The organism is Gemmatimonas sp. (assembly GCF_021298855.1).
Lineage (GTDB): Bacteria > Gemmatimonadota > Gemmatimonadetes > Gemmatimonadales > Gemmatimonadaceae > Gemmatimonas.
The window spans coordinates 244,317-262,220 of sequence record NZ_JAJTHI010000010.1 but is presented as its reverse complement, the minus strand read 5'-3'; the positions used below and the strand labels follow the sequence as shown (position 1 = coordinate 262,220).

Sequence of the window (17,904 nt, the reverse complement as noted above, 5' to 3'; positions counted from 1 at the left end):
GTAATCCCGATGCGAATGCTGGTGCTCGGCGCCGGGCTGCAAGGCTCCGCCTGTGCCTTCGATCTGCTGCGTGAACCCGCCGTCACCTCGGTGCAGCTCGCCGATATGCAGGGTGCCGCCCTGCCGCCCTTTCTGCAACGGTCGGCCGATTCACGACTGATGCCGGTCGTGCTGGACGTGCGTGATGAGGCCGCCGTGCGCGAGGCGTTCAGCCGGTGCGACGCGGTCATGAGCGCCATCCCGTACTACTTCAACGCCGCACTCGCCCGTCTGGCCGTCGAGGCCGGCGTGCACTTCACCGATCTCGGGGGCAATACCCAGATCGTGCAGGAGCAGCGCCAGCTGCACGACGCCGCCGTCGCCCGTGGCGTGAGCGTGGTCCCCGACACCGGGCTGGCCCCCGGCATGGTGAACGTGATCGCGCAGCATGCGATTGATCAGTTCGAGACGGTGGAATCGGTCAAGATGTTCGTGGGCGGGCTGCCGCAGCATCCCGAGCCCCCGTTGGGATACCAGATCGCCTACTCGATCGAGGGCATGGTGGACTACTACACCACCCCCTCGCTGGTCGTCCGCGACGGGCAGCCCACCACCGTCACGGCGCTTTCCGAGCTGGAGTCGGTGGATTTCGCCGGCGAGATCGGGACGCTCGAGGCGTTTCACACCGCTGGCGGGCTTTCCACCATGGTCTATCGCTACGCCGGCCGCATTCCCGTGATGGAGTACAAGACGCTGCGCTACCCCGGGCACGCGGCCATCATGGCCGCCATTCGTGATCTCGGGTTGCTTGGCACCACCCCGGTGAACGTGAAGGGCACGACGGTGGCCCCGCGCGACGTGTTCGTGAAGGTGGCCGGCGACCAGCTGCGCCGCGGGAAGCCCGATCTCGTTGCGCTGCGGGTGGTGGCGACCGGGACATCGCAGGGGCAGCGTCTGAGCCGCGCGTGGGAGGTGGTCGACCGCTACGACGCCGAGCATGGCCTCTCGGCCATGATGCGGACGACGGGCTACACCCTGTCCATCACGGGGCAGCTGCAGGCCGGCGGGGCGATCGCGGCCGGCGTGCACACGCCGGACGAGTGCATTCCGGCGGCGCCGTACTTCGACATGCTCGGGCGCCGCGGCATCGTTGTACGAGAGGTGCGTGTGGCACGGTGAGCTGGAGCGTGGCGGCGGTGCAAGGCTCTCGGTCGGCTCGTACGGCTGACGGCTCAGGTCTCAGACACGGAACTCAGTGGTGAGTCCGCGGACTCTCAAGGAGGCCGTCTGCAGCAGCTCGGCGGTCGCACTGACTTGCTGCGCGGACGCCGAGGTCTGCTCGGTGCTGGCGGCCACCTGTTCGGCGGCGGCCGCGTGTCCTTCGGCGGTATCGCGTGCCGACGTGAGTGATCGCTGCACTTGCCCGAGCGACTGTCGGTTGGTCTCCACGGCGTTCACCACGCGCGCCGTGGCGCCATCCACCTGCGCCACGGCGTGCTCGATGCGCGCCAGGGCGCTGCCCACGGCTTCGGCGACGGTCTCCACATCCTTGAGCCGCGTCGCACCCGACTCCACGGCGCTCGACGCACTCGCAATGCGCGCCCGGAAGCGCTTCACGTTCTCGGTGACTTCGTTCGCCGCGTTGGCGCTCTGTTCCGCGAGGGCGCGCACCTCCTGCGCCACCACCGCGAAGCCGCGTCCGGCGCTGCCGGCGCGTGCCGCCTCGATGGCCGCGTTGAGCGCCAGCAGGTTGGTCTGCGTCGCGATCTCGGAAATGACGCTCACGAAATCGTCGATGACGCCCGTGGCATCGCGCAGGGAAGTCATCTCCTGACGCGAGGCCGCCACGACTTCACGCGCGTTGAACAACGTATCCACGGCCACCTGCACCTGGTCGCGGGCGCTGTTGGTGGTGGTGCGGATCTCGCGCCCCACCCGATTGGTTTCGTCTGCCGCCTCGCCAATCGTGGCCCCGGCCTCCGCCAGCGCCTTCACCGTTTCGCCGGCGTGCTTGAGCGCCGACAGCTGCACGCCGGCGCCGTGGGAGATGTCCATGACCGCCGTGGTGACATGCTGCGATGACGCGGCCGCCGACGCGGCCGATGCGGAGAGCTCACTAGCGGCGAGGGTGACCTGGTCGGCCTCCTCCTGCACGCGCGAAAGCAGCAGGCGCAGCCGCTCACGCGCCTGCTGCATGGCGTCGATGAGTTCGGCGTACTCCTGCGCCACGCCACCATGCCGCAGGTCGACGGCGGGATCACGCAGGTCGCCGGCGCCAATGGCCATCATCTCGTCGCGCAGCTGGACGAGCGGATCGGCGACGGCCCGGGCCGTGGACAGGCCGAAGAAGGCGGCCACGCCGAAGGCCAGGGCGACCACCACCACGAGGCTCGCCTCCGACGTGAACAGGGCATGGCGCATGCGCTCCATGCTGGCATCGGCGCTCTGGCGTGCCCCGTTGCGCAGCGCCTGCAGTTCGTCTTCGATGAGCTCGATGTCGCGCGTCGTTTGCGCCAGCACGCGCTCGGCGCCCGCCGCGTTGCCGGCGACCTGCCACGCGCGCGTGACGGCGATGCGGACTTCGAGGGCGGCCTGCAGCTGACCGAGGCGCTCGAGGTGACGGCGTTCTGCGGCGGCGAGCGCGCCGCGTCCCAGGATGTCCGTGCGCAGCTGCTCCGCCTGGGCCACGAGACCCCGGTAGCCCTGCTCATCGTCGCTGCGGCCGGTGCTGAGATAGCGCAGCCCCGCCACCAGTTCGCGCAGCACGGTGTTCGTGGTGCGCTCGATGAACTCGGAGCGTTCCGCGAGCGCGCGCACCGTCTGTTCGGCGTCCCGATTGCTGCGCGAGAGTCCGTACCACCCCAGCAGGCCGGCGGCGAGCAGCAGCGTGATGGAGATCCCGAAGCCGGCCACGAGTCGCGCGCGGATCGTGGTGAGACGCCACACGGCGTTCATCGACGCCCTCGTGTCGCCGGCGGGGCAGCCGCACCGGGCACGGTCATTTCGTCGTCGAGCGGCGCGACTCCGGGTATGCGGGTGACGACCACCGTGCGGCCCTTGATGTCGTGGTCCTCCTCGAAGGCGATGCGACCGGCGACGCCGTCCACCGAGGGGGCGCCGTTGCCGATGCGGGACAGCGCCAGGCGCAGGGCGGCGCGGGTGCGCGCGCCGGCGGCCACGGTACGCCCGATGACCATGGCCGCGTCATACGACAGCGCCGCGAACATGTCCGGGGCCCGCCCGTGTCGTCCGCGGTAGGCAGGAATGAACGCCGCCGCCTCCGCACTCGAGGCGTGGCGCTCGTCGAAGAAGGCGACGTAGTAGGCCCCCGCCGCCTCGGGATCGGCCTTCATCCCTTCGGCGCCGTCGCCGCCAACGAAGGGAACGCGCACACCGCGGACCCGCAGCGCCCGCCGCAGCGCCAGGGCATCGGCTCCATCGCCGGGGAAGAGCAGCACATCGGGCTGTTCGGCGGCCAGCAGCGCCGCGTAGGCGTCCCACTCCACGATGCCGGTGAGATAGGGATTGCGCGACAGCACCTGACCGCCCCCCCGCACGAAGCCGGCGGCGAACGTCTCCGCCCAGTCACGGCCGTACGAGTCGTTGCGGTACACGATGGCGGCGCGCCGCGCACGCAGTGAGTCGAGGACCCAGCGTGCGGTAAAGCCGGCGGCGTCCGCATCCGACGGTGCAACCCGGAAGAACCACGGGCTGATGCCGCTCAGGCGTGGCGACGAGGAGGTTGGCGAGACGGCCACCACGCCGTTGGCGCCGTCATGTTCCGCGTCGGCGTAGATCGGGATTGCCTCGAGGGTACTCCCGCTCTCCGGGTGGCCCACGACGGCAATGACGGCGGGGTCGTTGCGGAGTTGCTGGGCGACCTGGACGGCGCTGCTGGCACTGCTGTCGGGAAGGCGCACGCGGAAGCGGGGCCCACCGGCGGTCTCGTTGAGCCGCGCCACGGCCAGCTCGACGCCGTGCACGACCTGCGCGTAATTGGGCGCACCCGGAATGGCGCCGACACCGATCGCCACGGTGGATGATGCGGCGGCCTGCTCGTCGCGTCGGCATCCGGTCAGCGCGGGCACGAGCAGCGATCCGCCCCATGTCAACGCGGCCAACAGTCGAGCTTGGCTGCGGCCGCGCGGGCGCACGGGAAGGGCTGCGATTGCCGGAGTGACGGAGGCCGGAGCGGCAGTGTTGATCACGTGGGAAAGACGACTGGCTGACGGCCACGAAACGTCACCCCGCGCGGCGGATTCGCGGCATTTCTGACCCGGTCGTTAGGACCGCTTTCGGACTGAAAAACCAGTGAAAAGTGTGTTCAATGGTTACGAGCTCAAGAAAAGTCCGAGAATCCCCGAAAACCCGGAGGGACTTGCTTGCGAGGTTTTGAAACGCCGGTTTAGCTTCGCACAGCAGTCCCACCACCCCACCTTCTGCCTCGTGCCGGGTTTCCACCCCGCGCACGGGGCGGACGGATCCCACACTCCCTCAGGAACAGGCATGGTTGGCACGTTCCGCCCGCGGCGGCTGGCTTCCGCTGCGCTGCTGGGCGCTCTGGCCCTCGGGCTCGCAGCCTGCGGCGGCGAGTATCCGAACTCGACGTTCAATCACAACACCGACTTCAACGCGGACATCGACGCGTTGTGGGACAAGCTCCTGTTCTGGGGCACGATTGTCTTCGTCGGCGTTGAGGCTGCCCTCGTCTACACCATCTTCCGCTTCCGTCGCCGCCCCGGCGGCGCGACGCCGAAGCAGGTGCATGGCAACACCGCGCTGGAGATCACGTGGACGGCCATTCCGGCCGTCATTCTGATCTTCATCGCCATCCCCACGGTGCGCACGATCTTCAAGACGCAGGCGAAGGCGGCGCCCGATGCCCTGCAGGTCGAAGTGATCGGCCATCAGTGGTGGTGGGAGTTCAAGTATCCGCAGCTCGGCATCACGACGGCCAATGAGCTGTACCTGCCGAATGGGCGCACGGTCAATTTCCAGCTCAAGACGGTCGATGTGCTGCATTCCTTCTGGATTCCCCAGATGGGCGGCAAGCGCGACCTGATCTCGAACCGGACCAATTACCTCTGGTTTACGCCCAACAAGGACCTGCCCACGTCGGCGTGGAACGGGTTCTGCGCCGAGTTCTGCGGGCCGTCGCACGCGAACATGAAGTTCCGCCTGTACACGGTCACCCCGGCGGAATTCGATCAGTGGGCCGCGCACCAGAAGCAGCCGGCGATCTTCCCGGCCGTGGCGGCGCCGCCGGCGGCACCGGTCCCGTCCGGTGTGGCGCCGGTCCCGTCGGGTACGGGGGCGGCACCGATGCTGCTGGCGTCGGCGCAGGGCGCCATGCCCGCCGATACCGGCATGGCGGCCGCGGCGCCGGCCCCGGTGCCGGTGTGGGCCTTCCCGCGCGAAAAGCTCGAGAAGGAGTTCGCGTACACGATCCCCACGGCGAAGATCCCGGTCAGTGAGCGTTTCGACGAGTCGCTGCTGGCCAAGGGCGATGCGGCCCGGGGCAAGGATCTGTACAACAAGTCGAGCTGCATCGGCTGTCACGCGATTGCGGGCACGCCGTTCAACATGGCGGCCGTGGGCCCGAACCTGACGCACGTCGGGACGCGCTACACGATCGCCGGTGGTCTCTATCCGAACGACGCGAAGCATCTCGCCTACTGGATCAAGAACGCGCCGGCGCTGAAGCCCGGCAGCCTCATGCCGACGCTCGGCAAGGGACTTACCGATCCGAAGACGAAGATGGTCGTGAACGTTGGCGGGCTGACCGACGCCGACATCGCGGATATCGTGGCGTACCTGCAGGCGCTCAAGTAGACGCCGTCACCGACTCACGCTGACTGACTTTCGACACGATGGCTACCATCGCTGCCGCGCCCCCGTACACCCAGGCCAAGGCCGCACCCGCTGATACCGGGCTGTGGTCGTGGCTCACCACGGTGGACCACAAGCGCATCGGGGCGCTCTATCTCATCACGGGGCTGTTCTTCTTCGTCGTCGGCGGCCTCGAGGCCGCCGTCATCCGGGCGCAACTGGCGGTACCCAACGGCACGCTCGTATCTGCCGACATGTACAACCAGCTGTTCACGATGCACGGCACGACGATGATCTTCCTCGCCGTCATGCCGCTTTCGGCGGCCTTCTTCAATTTCCTCATCCCGCTGCAGGTCGGGGCGCGAGACGTGGCGTTTCCGCGCCTCAATGCGTTCTCGTACTGGATCTACCTGCTCGGCGGCATCTTCATCACGGTGCCGATCTTCTTCTCGGTCGCGCCCGATGGCGGCTGGTTCGGCTACGCGCCGCTGAGCACGAAGGCGTACTCGCCGCAGATCAACATGGACTTCTGGGTGCTGGGGTTGCAGATCCTCGGCATCTCGTCGCTCGCCGCCGGCTTCAACTTCATCACCACGATCATCAACATGCGGGCGCCCGGCATGACGCTCATGCGCATGCCGATCTTCACGTGGATGTCGTTCGTGGTGCAGTTCCTGGTGGTGCTGGCGTTCCCGGTGATCACCGTCGCCCTCGTCTTCCTGCAGTTCGACCGCTTCTTCGGCACGAACTTCTACACCATCGCCAAGGGCGCTGACCCGCTCCTCTGGCAGCACCTGTTCTGGGTGTTCGGGCACCCTGAGGTCTACATCCTCATTCTGCCCGCCTTCGGCCTCGTGTCGGAGGTCCTGCCGACGTTCTCGCGCAAGCCGCTCTTCGGCTACCCGGTCATGGTGTACTCGGGGATCCTCATCGGCTTCCTCGGCTTCGGCGTGTGGGCCCACCACATGTTCTCCGTGGGCATGGGGCCGATCGCCGACTCGGTGTTCTCGCTGGCGACGATGCTCATCGCCATTCCCACCGGCGTGAAGATCTTCAACTGGATGGCCACGATGTGGGGCGGCCAGATCCGCTTCACGGTGGCCATGAAGTTCGCCGTCGCGCTCGTGGGGCTCTTCACCATCGGCGGCATCTCGGGCGTCATGCACTCCTCGCCCCCGGCCGACCTGCAGCAGACCGACACCTATTTCATCGTGGCGCACTTCCATTATGTGCTCTACGGCGGTTCGGTCTTCGGCATCTTCGCCGGCACGTACTACTACTTCCCCAAGATCACGGGCCGCTTCCTCTCGGAGAAGCTCGGCAACTGGCACTTCTGGATCTCGCTCATCGGCATGAACCTCACGTTCTTCCCGATGCATTTCAGCGGGCTCCTCGGCATGCCGCGTCGCTACTACCAGTACGATGCGGGGCAGGGCTTCGAGCTCTTCAACATGATGTCCACCGTCGGCACGCTGATCCTCATGATCGGCACGCTCTTCGGGCTCATCAACATCTGGAAGAGCTGGAAGGGCGGCGAGATGGCGTCGAGCAACCCGTGGGGGGCCGCCACCATCGAGTGGTCCATTCCCTCGCCGCCGCCCGACTACAACTTCGCCGAGCTGCCGCAGATCAAGTCGCGCTATCCGATGTGGAACCAGAAGGAAGGCGCGGAACTGGTGCACGAGACGACCTACGCGGAAGAGCGGGGGCGCCACATCCCCACGTCGCAGGAGCTGGGCATCACCATGCCCAACCCGTCGATCTGGCCCCTCATCACCGCGGCAGGCATCCTCGTGATGTTCTGCGGCCTCATGTTCCTGGAAAAGAGTACGGCCACCGGTGTCGGCATCATGCTGCTCGGCACCGTCTGGTGGGTCGGCTCGCTCTACAAGTGGCTGCTGACGCCGCTCGAGGATCACCACTGAGATGACTGCGACTACTGCTCCCCTCGCCCATGGTGATGGCCACGCCCATGGCGGCGGTCACCACCACACCTCGCTGGGCCTCGACAACCGCAAGATCGCCATTTGGACCTTCATCGGGTCCGAATGCATGCTCTTCGCCTCGCTGATCTCCACCTACCTCGTGTACAAGGGACGCAGTCCGCAGGGGCCGTATCCGCACGAGGCGTGGACGAATCCCTCGACGGGCGAAGTCATGAAGCCCATTCTCGACATCCCGGTCACGAGCGCTTCCACCTTCGTGCTGCTCATGTCGTCGGTGGCCATGGTGATGGCGCTCAACGCCGTGCAGACCAAGCATCAGCCCAAGATCACCACGTGGGACAAGATCAAGGGGTCGTCGAAGCTGTGGCTGTGGGCCACGGCGCTGCTCGGCACGATCTTCCTCATGTTCCAGGCCTACGAGTTCACCTCGTTCGTGCACGAAGGGCTCACCATTCGCACCAACCTGTTCGGCTCGAGCTTCTTCACGCTCACCGGCTTCCACGGTGCGCACGTGACCGTGGGGGTGCTCTGGCTGTTCACGTTGCTCGCGATCGACTACAAGCGCGGCCTCGAGCCCAAGGATGCCCTGCTGGTCGACATCTCGGCGCTCTACTGGCACTTCGTCGACGTGGTGTGGATCGTGATCTTCCCGCTCATCTACCTGATCAAGTGAGGCGATGATGGCCAGCCATTCCGACGCACACGCCCACGAGCATCCGGGCCCCGCCACGTACGGCATCATCGCGCTGATCCTCACGGTCATCACGATCGCCGAGGTGTCGGCCTACTATTACAAGCCGTGGGAAGAGAGCGCGATCTACGTGCCGAGCATGCTGACCATGTCGGCGGTCAAGTTCTTCCTCGTGGTCGCGTACTACATGCACCTCAAGTACGACCACAAGCTGTTCAAGGCGCTCTTTTCGGGCCCGCTCATGGTGGCGGGGCTCACGCTGATCGGGCTGCTGTTCCTGTTCAGCAAGCTGGTGATCCGGCTCGGCCTCCTCACCTGACCAGCAGAACTGAGAGCTGAGCCTCGAGAGTTGCGAGGCTGAGAGGCTGGGAGTTGAGCCCGGATCGCAGTGAGCACGAGGGTTCTCGCAGTGAGAGTTGAAAGGGGCGCCCTCGGGCGCCCCTTTCCGCTTTCCCCCTCGACGCTCACCGCGAGACCACTCCACTCTCACCGCGATCCCGGCTCGACTCTCCGCCTCACCGTCTCAACTCTCCATCTCCCCGCTCGGGTCTCCCCTCTCGCAGTACTCCGCTAGATTCCCCGTATGCTGCTGCATCCCGTCGCCCGTCTCTCGCTGTCCGAGTTCTCGGTTCACCCGAGCACGACCATCGGTATCGCGATCTTCGCCGCCGCCTACATCTGGCGCGCGAAACAGGGTCCGTCGGCAGCGGACCGCGTGCCGGTCACCGTGAATGCCGCCACGGCGGATGCGGGGCAGCTCGACATGGCCGCGGCGCCACAGGGCCCCACGCCCGCGCAGCGACTGGCGTACTTCACGTCGCTGGCGCTGCTCTTCCTCACGTTGAACGGGCCGCTGCACGATCTGAGCGACTTCTACCTGTTCAGCGGCCACATGGTGCAGCACCTCCTCCTGACCCTGGTCGTGCCGCCGCTCATGATCGCGGGCACCCCCGGGTGGATGCTGCGGCCTTTGCTGCGCCGCCCCGCGCTCTTCGTGGCGGCCCGCAAGCTCACCGGCATCACCTGGTGCTTCGTGATCTTCAATGTGGTGCTGGCGTTCTGGCATCTGCCGCCCCTCTACAACCTCGCGCTGGCCACCCACGGCGTGCACATCGCGCAGCACCTCATGTTCATCGCCGCGTCGGTGCTCATGTGGTGGCCACTCATGTCGCCGTTGCCGGAGCTGCCCCGCGCGGCGTATCCGGCGCAGATGCTGTACTGCTTCCTCATGGTCATCCCCATGTCGATCATCTCGATCTACATCGCGATGGCCGATACGCTGCTGTATCCCGCCTACGCGGCGGCGCCGCGCATCCTGGGCATCACCCCCATGCAGGACCAGCAGTACGGGGGGCTCATCATGTGGATTCCCGGTGGTGTCTTCTTCTATGCCGTCATGACGGTCGTCTTCTTCAAGTGGTCCCATCGCGGCGAGGACACGGAAGCCAGTGCGCAGGTGGGGTGGGTGCCCACGGCGTCGTCATGAAGGGCGGCAAGCAGGGCGGCGGCGGACGCCGTGGTGGGCGCCCCGGCGGACGCAGCGGTGCGCCGGCGCGCGGCGGAAAGCCCACCGGCGGCACGCCACGTGGCGACGGGCAGGCGACCGGCGCACGTCCGCCACGCGGCGCCTCCAAGCAACAGTTCGGCGGCCGCTCCAGCCGGGACACGCTCCCGCCCGCTCGGGGCGCAGCACCCCCCGCTGCCGCTCCTCAGACGGCGGCGCGCAGCGCGGTGACCGTGCAACGCACGCTCAATGTGCCCGCCAGCGCCGTCATCCGGGCCATCAACGACCCCGATCGTCGCGGGTGGGCGCCGCAGTCGCTCTATCGTGTCGTCAGCCTGCTGGCCCCACGCTTCATCCGGCTCGCCTTTCCCGACGGGACGCTGGTGGCGATCACGGTCACGCGGCAGGGCAACGCCCGCTGCACCGTGAGCGTGGAACTCACCGGCCTGCCGGCTGGCACCGACGAGCGCGTCCTGCACGAGCGGTGGGCACACGCCCTGGCCGCGCTGCAGGATCAACTGGACAGCAGCTGGGATTGACGCGCTCGTCCGGGCAGCGCGGTACCGCGCGGAACAGGACTTCCGTTTCCGCCCTCGACAACGTGGCCCACTTTCGCGACACTCCGACATGACGTCCTTTCGTCCCGTTCTTTCCCGGTGGCTCGTGCAGAGCCCGCCTGTCGCGGCGCTGCTCCTGGGCGCCTGCGGCGATGGGGGGGCGAACGCCCGCGATACGGGCCGCCAGCGCACCGCCACCGCGGCCACCGCCCAGTCCCCGTGCGCCGGCCGCGACACCACGGCGCTGCGTGTCGCCGTGCTCCACTACATCACCACGGCCGATCCGCGCCCGCAGCGGTTTCTGAGTGCCTTCGGCACGGACTCCGCGTTGCCGGAAGACGGCTTCCGGTCGCTCCAGGACACGGGCCCGACGTACTACTACAACGACAATCCGAAGAATCAGGCGCAGGTCCGCGCCAGGCTCGAGGTCGCCGGTCCCTACACCACCATGCTCGTCGTGTACAAGGGCAGGGCGGAGACGGACAACGGCCAGACCGTGACCGTCACGCTTGGTGGCCATTACGTGGGTGGCGCGTTCGAAGGCCGGGTGGCTCCGGTACGAGCGATCGCCGTGCGTTGCGATTCCACGGGGTGGCGTCTGCCCGCGTCAATCCCGAAGGCGGCGGTGCCGCCGACCGCGGCGCCCACCGCGGCGCCCACCGCGGCCGCGCCCCGTACGTGACCGCCAACGTGAAGGCCGAGCGGCTGCCCTCGCTCGATGTCTTCCGCGGCATGACCGTGGCCGGCATGCTGCTGGTGAACAATCCCGGGTCGTGGTCGGCCATCTATCCGCCATTGCAGCACGCGCCATGGCACGGTTGGACACCCACCGACCTCATCTTTCCGTTCTTTCTTTTCATCGTCGGCATCACGACCGAACTCTCCCTGCGCGCGCGCCGCGCGCGGGGCGACGATGAGCGCGCCATTCTCCGCCAGCTGTTCCGCCGCGGCGCCCTGATCTTCCTCTTCGGCTTCCTGCTCTCGGGCTTCCCGTTCTTCACGTGGCCGCCCGCCCTCGAGGGGGCGACCTTCCTCGAACGCGTGGGGCACCGCGTCGAACACTGGCGCATCATGGGAGTGTTGCAGCGCATCGGCATCGCGTATCTGCTGGGCGGGCTGCTCACCTGGCGGACGACCATCCGACAGCAGGTCGTCCTGCTTGCCGCCATACTCCTGGGGTATTGGGCGCTGATGACGCTGGTGCCGGTACCCGATACCGGCGTGGCCGGTCGCCACGTGCTCGACCAGCCCGACCAGCTGCTCAGTGCGTGGCTCGATCGGCAGCTGCTGGGCACCGCGCATCTCTGGAGCGGTGGCAAGACCTGGGATCCCGAGGGCATCCTCAGCACGCTGCCCGCGGTTGGCACCGTGATCTGTGGCACCTTCGCCGGCAAATGGATCGGCATGAGCGCGCGGTCATTGACCGAACGCCTCGCGGGGTTGTTCGCCGTGGGCGCACTCGCCATGATGATCGGCGCGATGTGGCACTGGGTGTTCCCCATCAACAAGAACATCTGGAGCAGTTCGTACGTGGTGTTCACCGCCGGCATGGCGTCGGTCACGCTCGCCACCTGCATCTGGCTCATCGAGGTGCGGCAGTGGCGGCACTGGACATCGCCCTTCCTCGTCTACGGCATCAACCCGATGCTGGCCTTCCTCGGCTCGGGGCTCATGGCGCGCGGTCTGGCCTCCATCTGGACGTGGGACACGGGCGACGGAACGCGCATGTCGGCTCAGGGGTTTGTATTCCACACGGCGTTCGCCTCGTGGCTTCCGCCGCGGGAAGCGTCGTTCGCGTACGCCGTCGCCTTCGTGGCGTTCTGGTACCTCGTCCTGCGCGGTGCGGCGAAGCGCGGTTTCGTCCTCAAGGTGTGAAGTCATGATCCGTTGTGTACGCTCGCTCGTCCGTCGGTCGCGACGCACGACCGGCGGACTGCTGCTGGCCTTGGTGCTGGTGGTGCCCACCGTATCCGGACGCACGCTCGAGGCGATGCCCTCCGCGCCGGTGTTTTCGGCGCTGGCGGCACCGGCCTCACCCGCTCAGGCGCGAACACGCCAGCCGCCGCGCAAGGCCAGCAAGAAGACGCCCAGCGGTCGCTCCAAACGGGCGACCGGCAAGTCGGCGCGGCGCGCCCGGGTCCCCGTGGTGCCGGTCCTGCGCCACACGACGCCGCGCGGGACAGGTGCCCTCACCGCCGACCTGGCCACCTTGCTTGGCAGCCGCACCCGCCATGGCGACTGGGGCGCCATGGTGGTGAGCCTCACGCGCGGCGACACGCTGTTCGCCCATGGCGCCGGCACGCGGCTCGTGCCGGCGAGCACGATGAAGCTGTTCACCGCCGCCATCGCGCTCGACCGGCTCGGCGCTGAGCACACGTTCAGCACCGATGTGCTGCGCGATGGGACCGTCACCGCCGACGGGACCCTGCGGGGCAATCTCGTGCTGCGTGGTGACGGCGATCCGTCGCTGTCGCCGCGCTTCGTGCGCGGTGGACCGGGGGCCTCCATGACGCTGCTGGCCCAACTGGTCGCCGGTGCCGGCATCAAGCACGTCACGGGCGACGTGATCGCCGATGCCAGCGGCCTCGAAAGCCGCCGGATCCCGGAAGGCTGGTTGTCGCGATACGCCGGTGCCGGCTATGCCGCGCCGTTTTCCGCACTGTCGCTCAACGAGAATATCGTGATCGTCGGGGTCACACCGGGAAAGGCGGGGAGCATGGCGTCCGTGTTTCTCGAGCCCGAGACGCACGGCCTGACGATCACCAATACCGTGCGCACGGTGGCCGGCAGTGGAACCCGCATCAGCGCCCGCCGCGTGGGCGACGATCGCGTGGTGGTCAGCGGTACCGTGGGCGCCCGGGCGGGCACGGCGCGCTATCAGCTGGTCGTGGGGGACCCGGTGACCTTCACGGCTGGCGCGTTCAAGGCGGCTCTGCTGGCGCAGGGCGTACGCGTCGATGGGGGACTGCGGAGCGGGCGCACGCCGGAGCAGGCAGGACTCATCACGAGTCTTCCGTCACCACCCCTGGCGCGGCTCGTGAGTGTGATGAACCGCGAGAGCATCAACATCTTCGCCGAGCTCCTGTATCGCAACGCCGCTCGCGGCCCTGAGCGACGTGCGGTGGGCTCTGCCGAGACGGCCGGGTTCACGTTGCGCGACTTTCTCACGCGCCAGGTGGGTACCGCGCCGGATGCCGTGACGGCGACCGACGGCAGTGGCCTGTCGGTGCTCGACCGGGTCACCCCGCGCGCTCTGGTGCAGCTGCTCGATCATGCGCATCGCGCCCCGTGGGGCAGCGCCTTCCACGCCTCGTTGCCGGTGGCGGGGGAGTCGGAACTGCTGCGCCATCGCATGCGCGCCACGCCCGCGCAGGGCAACCTGCACGCCAAGACCGGCACCACCAACGAGGTCATTGGCCTCTCCGGCTACGTCACCGCCGAGAACGGTGAGATCCTGGCCTTTGCGTTTCTCTACAACGGCAGGGATCGGTGGCATGCCCGCGAGACCATCGACGCGATGGGTCCGACGCTGGCGGCCTTCACCCGTGACTGACGCCGCGCACTCGCGGTAGGCGCTAGCGACGGTGGCGGCGCGCCACGCCGACCGGGAGCGGTCCACGCACAAGCTTGGCCCCGACGCGCGGTGCGAGTGACCCCGTGCGTGCCCCCGTGGCGACCCGCACGCCGGCTCGCAGCATGGCACCGCTGCTGCCCCCTGCCACGACCGTGCTGTTGTACCCCACGGCGAAGGCGCCGCCGGTTCCGTTCGGGGAGCCGCTCACGGACCACAGCGGATCGGTGGTACCGCTGTTCATGCTGGTCCAGCCACTGCCGTTCCAGCGCAGGATCACGCCGCCTTCACCGGTGGCGTACACGTCATGGGCGGTGGGCCCCCACACCGAGGTCAGCACCGATGCGGTAGGCAAGGCGATGCTGTTCCACGTGTTGCCGGCCATGCGGAAGGAGACGCCGGTGAGCCCGGTGTTGCCGGATCCCACGGCCAGCACGTTGGCCCCGCCGCCAGCCCAGATGCCGGTCACGGTGCCCGTCGTGGGAACCCGGACGTCGGTCCACGCCGTGCCGTTGAAGCGCATCGCCGTGCCGTTCTCGCCCGCGACGTACACGTCGTTGGCCGCTGCGCCATGCACGATCCAGAGCGGACTCGCCGTCGTCACCACGAGCGACCAGCTGCTGCCGTTGAAGCGCAGTACCTCCCCGTTCGAGGTCACCGCGTACACGTTGCTCGCGTCGCTGCCCCACACGCCGTACACGTGTGCGGTGGACGGGAAGCTCATGGCGTTCCACGACGAGCCGTTCCAGCGCAGCATCGTTCCCTCATCGCCGCCCGCGAAGGCGTCGGATGCGCTCACGCCCCAGACGGCATTGAGGGTGGCCGTGGTGGGCGTCGTTTGTCGCGTCCACACGGAGCCGTTCCATCCGTACACGAAGCCGAACTCGCCCACCGCCCATGCGTTGGACGGCGAGGTGGTCCACACATCGATCAGGTCGGGCGCCAGGCTCACCGTTTCCCAGGCGGAGCCACTCAAGCGCATGACACTCCCCCGCTGGCCGCTCGTCCACACGTTGCCGGCGGGATCGATGGACGCGCCGAAGAGGCGCGGGGCATACGGTGTGCCGGCCACCGACAGCGTGCTGCCGTTCAGGGCATAGAGCCCGTCGTCACTCGTGATGTAGAAGCGGCCGTTGTTGGCCGCGCTCCCGGCCACGCTGTACAGGTCGGAGGTCACGCCACTGGTCACGCGCACCCACGACACGCCATTCCAGCGCAGCACCACACCCGAGGCGCCCACGGCCACCGCATTGTTGGCGTTGACCCCGTGTACCCCATAGAGCGTTTCCGTGACGCCGGAGCTCTGGCGGCTCCACGTGGTCCCGTTCCATCGCAGCAGCTCACCGTTGGTGCCGGCGATGAAGCCGGTGTTCCCCAGCGACCAGACACTGTACAGCGTCTGGGTCGAGCCCGACGGCATGCTGGTCCACCCCGATCCGTCCAGGCGCAGCACGAGGCCACCGGCCCCCACGGCAAAACCACTGGCCTCGTCTTCGAGATGCACGCCGTGGAGTGCCTGCTGTGTCCCGGAGACCATGCGCAGCCAGCTGGAGCCATTGAACTGCACGATCACGCCGTTGGTGCCAACGGCCACGGCGCTCGATGGACCCGTCGTGCTGACGGCCAGGAACTGCGTACCGTGCGCACTGCCGCGGGTGGCCAGCGACCACGTCCCGCCGCTCAACCGGAAGACATCGCCGCGGGAATTCACGGCGAAGGCGCTGGTCGCGTCGGCGGCGTCCACCGACACCACGTCCTCATACAGGGCGCCACCCAGTCGACCGCTGCTCCAGCTGGCAGCGAGCTGCGTTGGTGGCGCCGTCACGGTGATCGACGCCGTGGCAAAGCGGGTCGGATCCGCGACAGCGGCGACCGTCACCGTGGCCGTGCCGCTGGTGAGCGCCGTGACGAGCCCCGCGAAGTTGACGCTCGCCACGGCAGGGTTGTCGCTGCGGTAGGTGACCGCCGTGGACGCGCCGCCACTGACCTGGACCGCGGGGACCAGCTGCAGGCTTTGCCCGGCCTGCACCACCGAGGCGGCTGGGGTGACGGTCACGCCGAGCACCGTCTGCGCGGTACGCACCGTGATGAGCGACGTGGCCTGACGGGTCGTGTCGGCCGTGGACACGGCGGTCATGATGGCCGCGCCGGTGCTGACGCCGGTCACGACGCCGGACGCACTCACCGTGGCCACGGCAGCATTCGCACTGCGCCACGTCACGGCGGTATTGGCACCGGGATCGGCCGACACGGCCGCAACCAGCTGGCGCGTCTCCCCCACGCTGATGGAGGCGGCCGCCGGTTCGACGGTGAGGTCACGGACGACCGGGACGACCGTCACCGTGGCGCTGCTCCGGATCATGGTGTCGGCCACGGCGACGGCGGTAATCGTCGTGGTGCCCTGTGCGAGCGCGGTGACGAGACCGTTGGCGGCCACCTGCGCGATGGCCGGATGGGCAGTCCGCCAGGTGACGGCCGTGGACACCCCGAGGTCGCCCGTCACGGTGGCGGTGAACTGGCGCGTCCCGCCTGACACGATCGAGGCGACCGCTGGTGACACCGACACACTGCGGACGCCCGCCTGCACCGTGATGGTGGCACTGCCGCGACGGGTGGTGTCGGCCACCGAGACGGCGGTCACGGTGGTGATGCCGGGCGCTACACCAGTCACGAGCCCGGTCGACGCGACCATCGCCACCGCCGGGTCGGACACGCGCCAGGTCACAGCGGTGCTCATGCCGTCGTCGATCTGCACCGCGGCCACCAACTGCCGGGTCTCTCCCGGCGCCAGCGTGGTGGTGCCGGGGGACACCGACACCGTGCGGGGCATGCGCACGATCACCGTGGCCGAATCCCGCACCCCATCGAACGCGAGTGTCCGCACACGAATGCGCGCGGTGCCGAGGCCCACCGCCACCAGGCGACCGGAGGAGGTCACCGTGGCAATGGTGGGCGTGGCCGAACTCCACTCCACGGCCCGGGATTCGTTCTCGTCCACGTCCACCAGCGCGGTCAGCTGCCGCTCCTCGCCGATCGCCAGATCGGCCGGCATGTCCCGAATGGCCACACTGCGCGGGGCCGTCACGGTGACCTGCGTGCTTGCCGACACACGCGGATCGCCAATGGCGATGGCGCGCACGGTCACGATGCCGGTCCGGATTCCCGTCAGCACGCCAGCGGAGACGGAGGCGATGGTGGGGTCGGCGCTTTCCCACCGGATGGCCGTGGTGGCCCCGGCATCGGCGTCGAGCGTGGGGGTGAGCGTGGCGCTGGACCCGGTCCGCAGCTGCACGGTGGCCGGCAAGGCGATGCCGCGCACGATGCTGACCTGCACGACCAGCTCCTGTGTGGCGGCACCGCTCGTGGCCCGAATGGTGGTACGGCCCGGTGCGCGCGCCGTGATGATGGCGGTGCGCCCGGCCCCCGAGACGTCGGCCACGGTGATGTCGTCGCTGCTCCAGTTCACGGCGGCGTTCGGCAACATCGTGCCGGCCGCATCGCGCACCACGGCGGTGACGTTCTCGGTTGCCCCGACCGCACCCAGCCCCACCGTTGCGGCCGACAGGTCGATGCGCGTTGCCACCGCGGGAGGCGTGCCGCCTCCTGTTCCGTTGCCGGAGACCCCCGTCACATCGGCCGGTGCGGTGCACGACGCGATGACGACGAGGGCCAGCATCGCGGGGCCGCGCAGCCACGCGCGGTTGGCGAACGAACGAACAGCGGCGGAGCGGGCGGGAATCGTGCGCATCGAATCAGGTCTGGAGGGACACGTGATGTTTGCTCAAGGACGAGCCAACCACGTTGCAGCCACAGCCATCGCACACCGG

At 68.4% G+C, this 17,904-nt stretch carries 13 protein-coding genes; 10 read left to right on the top strand and 3 right to left on the bottom strand.

Annotated features, from left to right (window positions below; all coding sequences use genetic code 11):
* Positions 1–9 precede the first annotated feature (9 nt).
* Positions 10–1,158: a saccharopine dehydrogenase C-terminal domain-containing protein gene (locus LW840_RS05105; protein ID WP_291266307.1), complete on the top strand. Its 1,149-nt coding sequence runs from the start codon at positions 10–12 to the stop codon at positions 1,156–1,158.
* Positions 1,159–1,218: 60 nt separating this feature from the next.
* Here LW840_RS05105 and LW840_RS05100 read toward each other — a convergent pair whose 3' ends face one another.
* Complete coding sequence (locus tag LW840_RS05100) at positions 1,219–2,934, bottom strand: methyl-accepting chemotaxis protein (RefSeq protein WP_291266306.1); 1,716 nt, start codon at positions 2,932–2,934, stop codon at positions 1,219–1,221.
* Entirely contained in the window at positions 2,931–4,013 is a 1,083-nt protein-coding gene (locus LW840_RS05095; RefSeq protein WP_291276534.1) for a branched-chain amino acid ABC transporter substrate-binding protein, read from the bottom strand. The genes LW840_RS05100 and LW840_RS05095 overlap by 4 nt, the downstream gene beginning before the upstream one ends.
* Before the next feature lie 472 nt (positions 4,014–4,485).
* Between LW840_RS05095 and coxB the strand changes: the two genes are divergently transcribed.
* The 9 genes from coxB to dacB all read left to right on the top strand — a co-directional run bounded on the left by coxB (position 4,486) and on the right by dacB (position 14,059).
* A complete protein-coding gene (gene coxB, locus LW840_RS05090; RefSeq protein ID WP_291276533.1) occupies positions 4,486–5,811 on the top strand; it encodes a cytochrome c oxidase subunit II in 1,326 nt (441 codons plus the stop codon).
* A gap of 38 nt (positions 5,812–5,849) precedes the next feature.
* Positions 5,850–7,733, top strand: coding sequence for a cytochrome c oxidase subunit I (gene ctaD / locus LW840_RS05085; RefSeq protein ID WP_291263483.1), 1,884 nt, complete (start codon positions 5,850–5,852; stop codon positions 7,731–7,733).
* 1 nt (position 7,734) lies between these two features.
* The gene (locus tag LW840_RS05080) at positions 7,735–8,427 is read left to right on the top strand and encodes a cytochrome c oxidase subunit 3 (protein ID WP_291263482.1); all 693 of its coding nucleotides are present in this window, start codon (positions 7,735–7,737) and stop codon (positions 8,425–8,427) included.
* Positions 8,428–8,431: 4 nt separating this feature from the next.
* On the top strand, positions 8,432–8,764 hold the full coding sequence (locus LW840_RS05075) for a cytochrome C oxidase subunit IV family protein (RefSeq protein ID WP_291263481.1): 333 nt from the start codon (positions 8,432–8,434) through the stop codon (positions 8,762–8,764).
* A gap of 264 nt (positions 8,765–9,028) precedes the next feature.
* On the top strand, positions 9,029–9,931 hold the full coding sequence (locus tag LW840_RS05070; RefSeq protein ID WP_291266303.1) for a cytochrome c oxidase assembly protein: 903 nt from the start codon (positions 9,029–9,031) through the stop codon (positions 9,929–9,931).
* Complete coding sequence (locus tag LW840_RS05065; RefSeq protein WP_291263479.1) at positions 9,928–10,488, top strand: hypothetical protein; 561 nt, start codon at positions 9,928–9,930, stop codon at positions 10,486–10,488. Before LW840_RS05070 ends, LW840_RS05065 begins: the two co-directional genes overlap by 4 nt.
* Positions 10,489–10,576: 88 nt before the next feature.
* Positions 10,577–11,188 (top strand): hypothetical protein, encoded by a 612-nt coding sequence (locus LW840_RS05060; RefSeq protein ID WP_291266301.1) that lies wholly within the window; start codon positions 10,577–10,579, stop codon positions 11,186–11,188.
* Positions 11,098–12,381: a hypothetical protein gene (locus tag LW840_RS05055; protein ID WP_291266300.1), complete on the top strand. Its 1,284-nt coding sequence runs from the start codon at positions 11,098–11,100 to the stop codon at positions 12,379–12,381. The genes LW840_RS05060 and LW840_RS05055 overlap by 91 nt, the downstream gene beginning before the upstream one ends.
* Before the next feature lie 4 nt (positions 12,382–12,385).
* Positions 12,386–14,059 carry a D-alanyl-D-alanine carboxypeptidase/D-alanyl-D-alanine-endopeptidase gene (gene dacB / locus LW840_RS05050; protein ID WP_291263476.1) on the top strand — a complete coding sequence of 558 codons (1,674 nt, stop codon included), beginning with the start codon at positions 12,386–12,388 and terminating at the stop codon, positions 14,057–14,059.
* 22 nt (positions 14,060–14,081) lie between these two features.
* Here the strand turns inward: dacB and LW840_RS05045 are convergent, their stop codons facing one another.
* Entirely contained in the window at positions 14,082–17,825 is a 3,744-nt protein-coding gene (locus LW840_RS05045; RefSeq protein WP_291276532.1) for an Ig-like domain-containing protein, read from the bottom strand.
* Between the last annotated feature and the right edge of the window lie 79 nt (positions 17,826–17,904).